This window comes from Streptomyces sp. NPDC055749, assembly GCF_053617235.1.
On record NZ_JBSHFH010000110.1, the window covers coordinates 1 to 8,135 of the forward strand.

7 protein-coding genes are annotated in these 8,135 nt (G+C 67.3%); 4 read left to right on the top strand and 3 right to left on the bottom strand.

Annotated elements, in window-relative coordinates; translation table 11 throughout:
• Positions 1-56: 56 nt before the first annotated feature.
• From mctP to ACWGO0_RS37065, 3 genes are all read right to left on the bottom strand, one after another.
• Positions 57-1,691, bottom strand: a complete 1,635-nt coding sequence (mctP, locus tag ACWGO0_RS37055) for a monocarboxylate uptake permease MctP (protein WP_453544849.1) — start codon at positions 1,689-1,691, stop codon at positions 57-59.
• Positions 1,688-1,942 (bottom strand): DUF3311 domain-containing protein, encoded by a 255-nt coding sequence (locus tag ACWGO0_RS37060; protein ID WP_453544854.1) that lies wholly within the window; start codon positions 1,940-1,942, stop codon positions 1,688-1,690. Before ACWGO0_RS37060 ends, mctP begins: the two co-directional genes overlap by 4 nt.
• Positions 1,943-2,203: 261 nt before the next feature.
• Positions 2,204-2,968, bottom strand: coding sequence for a GntR family transcriptional regulator (locus ACWGO0_RS37065; protein WP_383783726.1), 765 nt, complete (start codon positions 2,966-2,968; stop codon positions 2,204-2,206).
• 286 nt (positions 2,969-3,254) lie between these two features.
• Here ACWGO0_RS37065 and ACWGO0_RS37070 point away from each other — a divergent pair, with 286 nt between their 5' ends.
• The 4 genes from ACWGO0_RS37070 (at position 3,255) to ACWGO0_RS37085 (ending at position 8,091) form a co-directional block, all read left to right on the top strand.
• Complete coding sequence (locus ACWGO0_RS37070; protein ID WP_453544850.1) at positions 3,255-4,553, top strand: sugar ABC transporter substrate-binding protein; 1,299 nt, start codon at positions 3,255-3,257, stop codon at positions 4,551-4,553.
• 123 nt (positions 4,554-4,676) lie between these two features.
• Entirely contained in the window at positions 4,677-5,690 is a 1,014-nt protein-coding gene (locus ACWGO0_RS37075) for a carbohydrate ABC transporter permease (RefSeq protein ID WP_453544851.1), read from the top strand.
• Positions 5,687-6,559, top strand: a complete 873-nt coding sequence (locus ACWGO0_RS37080) for a carbohydrate ABC transporter permease (protein ID WP_453544852.1) — start codon at positions 5,687-5,689, stop codon at positions 6,557-6,559. The genes ACWGO0_RS37075 and ACWGO0_RS37080 overlap by 4 nt, the downstream gene beginning before the upstream one ends.
• Before the next feature lie 8 nt (positions 6,560-6,567).
• Positions 6,568-8,091 (top strand): glycoside hydrolase family 3 protein, encoded by a 1,524-nt coding sequence (locus ACWGO0_RS37085; protein WP_453544853.1) that lies wholly within the window; start codon positions 6,568-6,570, stop codon positions 8,089-8,091.
• The last annotated feature ends 44 nt before the right edge of the window (positions 8,092-8,135 follow it).

Consider the following 8,135-nt stretch of genomic DNA (forward strand, 5'->3'; position numbering starts at 1 on the left):
GCCGCGCCTCCGTTGCCGGAGTCGCGGCGGCCCGTGCCGAGCAGGGGTTACGGGGGTCAGTGACCGCCCGGCGCGCCCGCGGTGGCGGGCGGGAGCACCTTCTTGACGCCCGCGTCGCCCACGTCCGCCGTGTAGTCGGACGGGGAGGTCTCGTCGATGCCGGCCGGCGCCTTCAGCGCGTTGAGGACGAAGGTCAGCACGACCACGACCACCATGTTCAGCACGAACGCGGTGAGACCGATGTAGCCGATCTCGCCGATGCCGGGGATCTCCTTCGAGGAGCCGCCGAAGTGCTTCTGGGTCGGGCTGGCGACGCCGTACGCGGCGACCGTCCCGTACACCATGCCGACCGCCCAGCCCGCGAGCAGAGCCCAGCGGTGGAACCACCGGGTGAACAGACCGCCGACCAGCGCCGGCAACGTCTGGAGTATCCAGATCCCGCCGAGCAGCTGGAAGTTGATCGCGACCGTCTTGTCCATGGTGAGGACGAAGGCGAGCGCGCCGACCTTGACCAGGAGCGAGACCAGCTTGGAGACCTTGGTCTCCTGCGCCGGGGTCGCGTCGGGTTTCAGGAAGTCCTTGTAGATATTGCGGGTGAAGAGGTTGGCGGCGGCGATCGACATGATCGCCGCGGGCACCAGGGCGCCGATGCCGATCGCGGCGAAGGCCACCCCCGCGAACCAGTCGGGGAACATGTTCTCGAACAGCTGCGGGATCGCCAGCTGCGCGTTGTCGACCTGGACCCCGGCCGCGATCGCCATGAAGCCGAGCAGGGCCAGCAGGCCCAGCATCAGCGAGTACAGCGGCAGGATCGTGGTGTTGCGGCGGATCACGTCACGGCTGCGGCTGGAGAGCGTCGCCGTGATCGAGTGCGGATACATGAAGAGCGCCAGCGCCGAGCCCAGCGCCAGGGTGGCGTAGCCCCACTGGCCCATCTCGGCGGGGACGAGCGAGCCGCGCGGCTTGCCGGTGGCCTCGTTCGTCTGCGAGAACGCCTCGCTCGCCTTGGCGAAGATGTCGTCGAAGCCGCCGAGCTTGATCGGGATGTAGATGATCGCCACGGCGATGACCAGATAGATCAGCCCGTCCTTGACGAACGCGATCAGCGCGGGCGCCCGCAGACCCGAGGAGTAGGTGTACGCGGCGAGCACCGCGAACGCGATCAGCAGCGGCAGGTCCCTGATGAACCAGTGCGTGGTCTCGCCACCGCCGACGCCCATCACGTCGAGCACCGCCTGGATGCCGACGAGTTGCAGCGCGATGTACGGCATCGTGGCGAGGATGCCGGTGAGGGCGACCGCCAGCGAGAGCCCCTTCGAGCCGAAGCGGCCCCGGACGAAGTCCGAGGTGGTGACGTACCCGTGCTTGTGCGACACCGACCACAGACGCGGCAGGAAGGTGAAGATCAGCGGGTACACGAGGATCGTGTACGGGACGGCGAAGAAGCCCGCCGCGCCCGCCGCGTAGATCGCCGCGGGGACGGCGACGAAGGTGTACGCCGTGTAGAGGTCGCCGCCCAGCAGGAACCAGGTGACCCAGGTGCCGAACGACCTTCCGCCCAGGCCCCATTCGTCCAGGCTGTTCTCGTTCTCGGCCTTGCGCCAGCGGGCGGCCATGAAGCCGATGACCGTGACGGCCACGAAGAAGAAGATGAATACGGCGAGTGCTACGCCGTTCACGCCGTCCTTCATGCTGACGCACCTCCCTTGCGGGCGCGCTGGTCACGCTGCCACAGCACGTACGCGACCATCGTCAACGCGGTCGAGATGAAGACCCAGAGCATCTGGTACCAGTAGAAGAACGGGATACCGATGAAGGTCGGATCGACCTTGGCGTACGAGCTCACCCAGAGCATCGCCACGAACGGCGCGATGAGACAGAGAGCGATAATCACCCGCACGGGTGTGATCGTTGGTCGTTTTTCGGCGGTGTTTTCGGGCATGTGGTGCTCCGTCCCCTCGCTGATCACCTGGGTAATGCGCACGAAATCTAGGCGAGTGGTCCGGCCAGCGTCACCCCCTGTCCGCATTGCGGTAGTGCAACGGTGCTGTGTCGGTGACACTCACCGACACTCACGGGGAATGACAGGGTCCGGTTCACGCCAATCTTGAATTGCCCCCGGTGAGCAGCGAACGGCCCCCGTGGAGAAGTGACTCCACGGGGGCCGTTCGTCGTGCGGTCGCGACAGGTGGGGCAAGGGTGTTCAGTCGGTGGGCCGCTTCAGGCGCGCCACGAACTTGTAGCGGTCGCCGCGGTACACCGAGCGCACCCACTCCACCGGCTCGCCGTGTCCGTCGATCGAGTGCCGGGACAGCATCAGCATCGGCAGGCCGACGTCCGTGCCCAGCAGTCCGGCCTCTCGCGGGGTGGCGAGCGAGGTCTCGATCGTCTCCTCGGCCTCGGCCAGCCGCACGTCGTACACCTCGGCGAGCGCGGTGTAGAGCGAGGTGTACTTCACCAGTGAACGGCGCAGCGCGGGAAAGCGTTTGGCCGAAAGGTGGGTTGTCTCGATCGCCATCGGCTCACCACTGGCGAGGCGCAGACGCTCGATCCGCAGCACCCGGCCGCCCGCCGTGATGTCGAGCAGACCGGCGAGCGCGTCGTCGGCCGTGATGTATCCGATGTCCAGTAGCTGGGACGTGGGTTCCAGCCCCTGGGCGCGCATGTCCTCGGTGTACGAGGTCAGCTGGAGGGCCTGGGAGACCTTCGGCTTGGCGACGAAGGTTCCCTTGCCCTGGATGCGCTCCAGCCGGCCCTCGACGACCAGCTCCTGGAGCGCCTGACGCACCGTGGTGCGCGAGGTGTCGAACTCGGCGGCCAGGGTCCGTTCGGGCGGTACGGGTGTGCCTGGCGGCAGGGTGTCGGTCATGTCGAGGAGATGGCGCTTGAGCCGGTAGTACTTCGGTACGCGTGCCGTACGCGTACCCGCACCGGTCTCGTTCTCCGTACTGCCCCCGTCGGCACCCATGGCCCGCCTTCCCGACTGCTGCGTTGCTGCCGTCACCGGCTCCTCCGTCTGTCGCGGCTCACATGGTGGCACGGTCCGGTCACGGGTCGTCGCCCTCCCCTAGGTGTCGGTCCTATAACGGACGCGAGTGCACTTCTTATACACCCTTGACACCCCTAAAGGTCTAGGCCAAGCTCCCGGTACTGGTCTAAACCATTAAAGACCAAGTCCCAGCCCCACAGGCAGTACTCGTCGTACGTTTCCGCGGTGGGCGGGGGGTTGCTGGTATCCCTGAGGAGGGTGTGGCATGAAGCGCAAGCTCATAGCGGCGGTCGGCGTCGCGGCGATGATGTCCGGTATTGCGGCGTGTGGCGGGGGCAGCGGCGACAACGCGTCGAAGGACCCGAAGGACCGTACCGAGGAACTGACCGTCTGGCTGATGGTCGACGCGCAGAGCACCTGGCCGGAACTGGTCAAGGACGTCAACGCGCAGTTCAAGAAGAAGTACCCGAAGGTCAAGGTCAACGTCCAGTACCAGCAGTGGGCGGACAAGGCCAAGAAGCTCGACACCGCCCTCGGCGGCGACAAGTTCCCGGATGTCGTCGAGCTCGGCAACACCGAGACGATGCAGTACATCCTGAACGGCGCACTCGCCGAGATCGACCCCAAGAAGTACGACAACTCGGACACCTGGATCAAGGGTCTGAAGGACACCTGCACCTTCGAGGGCAAGCAGTTCTGCGTGCCCTACTACGCCGGTGCGCGTGTGGCGATCTACAACAAGGACATGTTCAAGGCCGGTACGGGCAGCGACGCGATGCCGCAGACCGAGACCGAGCTGCTCGCCGCCCTCGACAAGGTCTCGGCCGAGTACACCAAGAAGGACAAGCGCTTCTCGTCCCTCTACCTGCCGGGCCGTTACTGGTACGCGGCCATGTCCTACGTCGCGGCGTACGGCGGCTCGATCGCCGAGTACGACGAGGGTGCGAAGGAGTGGAAGGGCAACCTTTCCTCCGCCGAGTCCCAGAAGGGCATCGAGCACTTCGTCAACCTGGTGAAGAAGTACAACAAGGCCGACATCACCAAGGACGAGCAGGACCACGCCAACGTCGCGGCCAACGAGAAGGCCGCCATGCTCTACGGCAACGGCTGGGAGGCCGGCTCCATCACCGACGGGGCCAACAACGGCAACCCGAAGCTCGAGGGCAAGATCGCGACGGCCGGTATGCCCGGCCCGAACGGCAAGGCGCTCCCGTCCTTCATCGGCGGATCGGACCTTGCCGTCACCGCGAAGTCCAAGGTCACCGACCTCGGCGAGGAGTGGGTCTCCCTCTTCACCAGTGAGAAGTCGATGGAGGTGCTCTCCTCCAAGAACATCCTCCCGAACAACGAGAAGCAGCTCGAGCCGCTGAAGAGCAAGCTCGAGACGGCCGCCGTCGCCAACGCGGTGCCGGACGCCTGGTTCACGCCGATCGCGCCGGGCTGGACGTCCATCGAGAAGGACGAGGTCCTGGAGAACATGCTCCTGGCGATCCTCAAGGGCACCTCGGTTGCCGACGCGGCCAAGAAGGCCGACGACGAGATCAACGCGCTGATCAACAAGTAGTACGACAGAGCCTTCGGCTCTCCAGGCGGGGGCCCGGCACGCACCGGGTCCCCGCCTTCCTTCGTAGACGTATGCCGTGATTTCCGGGTGCAGCCCCCGGAATCCCGATGGAAGGTCAGCCACGTGACTGCCGCCGACACCAAGGCCGCCGGGCCGCCTCCGGTACCCGTACCACGTGGTCCGGAAGAGACCGGGCCCTCGTCCGCCGAGAAGGACACCGCGCCCCGCGCCAAGAGGCAGCGGAAGAAGGGCGAACTCCTTCCGTACTTCCTGATCCTGCCGGCGATCCTCGCGATCGCCGCGGTGTACGTCTATCCGCTGATCAAGACCGTGATCATGTCCTTCCAGGACATGGGCAGGGCAGCCCTGTGGGGCAACGGCGAGACACCGTGGGTGGGCTTCGAGCAGTTCACCAACATCCTCGGCGACCCCGAGTTCTGGCAGGTCACCGGCCGCACCATCGTCTTCATGACGGTCTGCGTCGTGCTGACCATGGGCATCGGCCTGCTGATCGCCCTGATGATGCTGCGCCTGTCCACCTGGGTCAGGCTCACCCTCACCGTCGCGCTCATCGCCGCCTGGTCGATGCCGCTGATGGTCGCCGCCTCGGTCTTCCGCTGGCTCGCCGACTCCGACTACGGCCTGATCAACACGCTGCTCGCCGACATCACGGGCAACGAGAAGTGGCTCGGCCACAACTGGTTCCTCGACCCCTGGCAGGGCTTCGGCATCATCACCCTGCTGGTCGTCTGGGGCGCGATCCCGTTCGTCGTGATCACGATGTACGCGGCCCTCACCCAGGTCCCCAAGGAGTTGGAGGAGGCGGCGTCGCTCGACGGAGCCACCGCGCTCGGCGTCTACCGCTACGTGACCTGGCCGGTCATCAAGCCCGTCTTCACCATGGTCGCCACCCTGTCGGTCATCTGGGACTTCAACGTCTTCGGGCAGATCTGGCTGCTGCGCGGCAACAAGCCCGAGCCCGAGTACGAGACCCTCGGCCTCTACTCGTTCTCCAAGGCGTTCGAGTCCACCTCCTTCAGCCAGGGCAGCGCGATCGCCTTGATCACCGTCCTGATGCTCTCCGGTGTCGCCGTGTACTACCTGCGCCAGCTGATCAAGACGGGAGAGGTCGAATGAGCACCTCCACAGCCCCGAACACTCCTGCCCAGGTTCTGCGGCCCGACCGCAAGCGGAACCGCCTCGGCTACAACATCCTGGCCCTGGTCACGGCAGCGCTCATGGCCTTCCCGGTCTACTGGCTGATCGTCAGTTCCCTGCGCCCCAACCACGAGATCCGTTCCTACGACCAGACGCTCTGGCCTTCCTCGCTGACCTTCGACAACTTCGCGCGCGCGGTGAAGCAGGACAACTTCGCCACCGCGATCCAGTCGAGCCTCATCGTCTCGGTCACCGCCGTGGTCGGCGGCATGATCATCGCGACGCTCGCGGCGCTCGCCATCGGACGCTTCCGCTTCTTCGGGCGGAAGGCGCTGATGATGGTGATGATCCTCGTCCAGATGCTGCCCCCGACCGCGATGCTGATCCCGATCTACCTCCAGCTCAACGCCATGGGGGGCATCGATGAGTACTGGGGGCTCATCGTCGTCTACCTGGTGTCCACGCTGCCCTTCGCGACCATCATGATCCGCGGCTTCGTGATCAACATCCCGGTGGAGCTGGAGGAATCCGCGATGGTGGACGGCTGTACCCGCATGGGGGCCTTCCGCCGCGTGATCTTCCCGCTGCTCGCACCCGGGCTGGCGGCAGCGTCCATCTTCGCGCTCGTCAACGCGTGGAACGAGTACCTCTTCGCGTACATCCTGATCAACGACAACTCCAAGTACACGCTCAACGTGTGGCTGATGACCTTCACCACGGAGCGCGGTACGGACTACGGCGCCCTGATGGCGGCCTCCACGCTCATCTCCATTCCGGTTGTCATCTTCTTCATGATCATCCAGGGGAAGATGGCCACGGGTCTCACCTCCGGCGCGGTGAAGGGATAAAGGCCGCCATGACCACCCTCGTATCCACCACGGACACCGTCACGCGCGACGCACTCGCCGTGCTCCAGCCCGGGTTCACGGGCACGTCCGCCCCCGACTGGCTGCTGCGCAGAGTCGGTGAGGGCCTGACCTCCGTCGGCCTGTTCGGCCGGAACATCACCTCGCCGGGCCAGCTGGCGGCGCTCACCGCCCAGCTCAGGGCCGAGCGCGACGACGTCCTCGTGGCGATCGACGAGGAGGGCGGCGACGTCACCCGGCTGGAGGTCCGTCACGGGTCCTCGTTCCCCGGCAACTTCGCCCTCGGCTCCATCGACGACGTCTCGCTCACCCGGGACGTTGCCCAGGAGCTCGGCCGCCGGCTCGCCGAATGCGGCGTCAACCTCAACTGGGCGCCCTCCGCGGACGTCAACTCCAACCCGGCCAACCCGGTCATCGGCGTACGTTCCTTCGGCGCCGACCCCCAGCTCGTGGCCCGGCACACCGCCGCGTACATCGAGGGGCTCCAGGCCGCGGGTGTCGCGGCCTGCACCAAGCACTTCCCCGGACACGGCGACACGGCGGTCGACTCGCACCACGCGCTGCCGAGCATCGATGTGGATCTGGACACCCTGCACGCCCGTGAGCTGGTCCCCTTCAGGGCGGCCATCGCGGCGGGTTCCAAATCTGTCATGAGCGCGCATATCCTTCTCCCCGCACTCGACCCGAACCGCCCGGCGACGCTGAGCCCGCAGATCCTCACCGGTCTGCTGCGCGAGGAGCTGGGTTACGACGGCCTCATCGTCACCGACGGCATGGAGATGCAGGCCATCTCCGCGACGTACGGGATCGAGCGCGGCTCCGTCCTCGCGATCGCCGCGGGCGCCGACGCGATCTGCGTCGGCGGCGGGCTGGTAGACGAGGGCACCGTGCTGCGGCTGCGCGACGCCCTGGTGTCGGCGGTACGCAGCGGAGAGCTGCCCGAGGAGCGGCTGGCCGACGCCGCCGCCCGTGTACGCGCTCTCGCGTCCTGGACGCGGAGGGCCAGGGGGGCTGTCTCGGAGCCGGGCGCGGCAGTGCAGGAGGGGACCGCGCCCGGCACCGGAGTCAGCACGGACATCGGCCTCGTCGCGGCCCGCCGCGCGGTACGGGTCACCGGCGGCGGCGCACCGCTGACCGGGCCCGCGTACGTCGCCGCGTTCACCCCGGTCGCGAACATCGCGGTCGGTGACGAGACCCCGTGGGGCGTCGCCGCCGAACTGGCCCGGATCCACCCCGGCACCGGCACCGGCACGTACAGCGGCGACAGCGCGGCCCCGGCCGCGGACACGCTGCGGGCGGCGGGGGAGCGGCGCATCGTCGCGGTCGTCCGCGACGCCCACCGGCACGTGTGGATGACGGAGGCGCTCGACGCCCTGCTGGCGGCGCGTCCCGACACGATCGTGGTCGAGATGGGCCTGCCCCAGGCGGAGCCGAGGGGCGAGTTCCACATCGCCACGCACGGGGCGGCCCGGGTCTGCGGCCTGGCCGCGGCGGAGGCCATCACCGGCGCCTGACCCCCACCGGGATCACGCGTGAGGGCCGGGCACCCCTACCTGGG

Coding starts and splice junctions, on each gene's coding strand:
- mctP (WP_453544849.1), bottom strand. CDS start 1,691: ATGAAGGACGGCGTGAACGGCGTAGCACTCGCCGTATTCATCTTCTTC.
- ACWGO0_RS37060 (WP_453544854.1), bottom strand. CDS start 1,942: ATGCCCGAAAACACCGCCGAAAAACGACCAACGATCACACCCGTGCGG.
- ACWGO0_RS37065 (WP_383783726.1), bottom strand. CDS start 2,968: ATGGGTGCCGACGGGGGCAGTACGGAGAACGAGACCGGTGCGGGTACG.
- ACWGO0_RS37070 (WP_453544850.1), top strand. CDS start 3,255: ATGAAGCGCAAGCTCATAGCGGCGGTCGGCGTCGCGGCGATGATGTCC.
- ACWGO0_RS37080 (WP_453544852.1), top strand. CDS start 5,687: ATGAGCACCTCCACAGCCCCGAACACTCCTGCCCAGGTTCTGCGGCCC.
- ACWGO0_RS37085 (WP_453544853.1), top strand. CDS start 6,568: ATGACCACCCTCGTATCCACCACGGACACCGTCACGCGCGACGCACTC.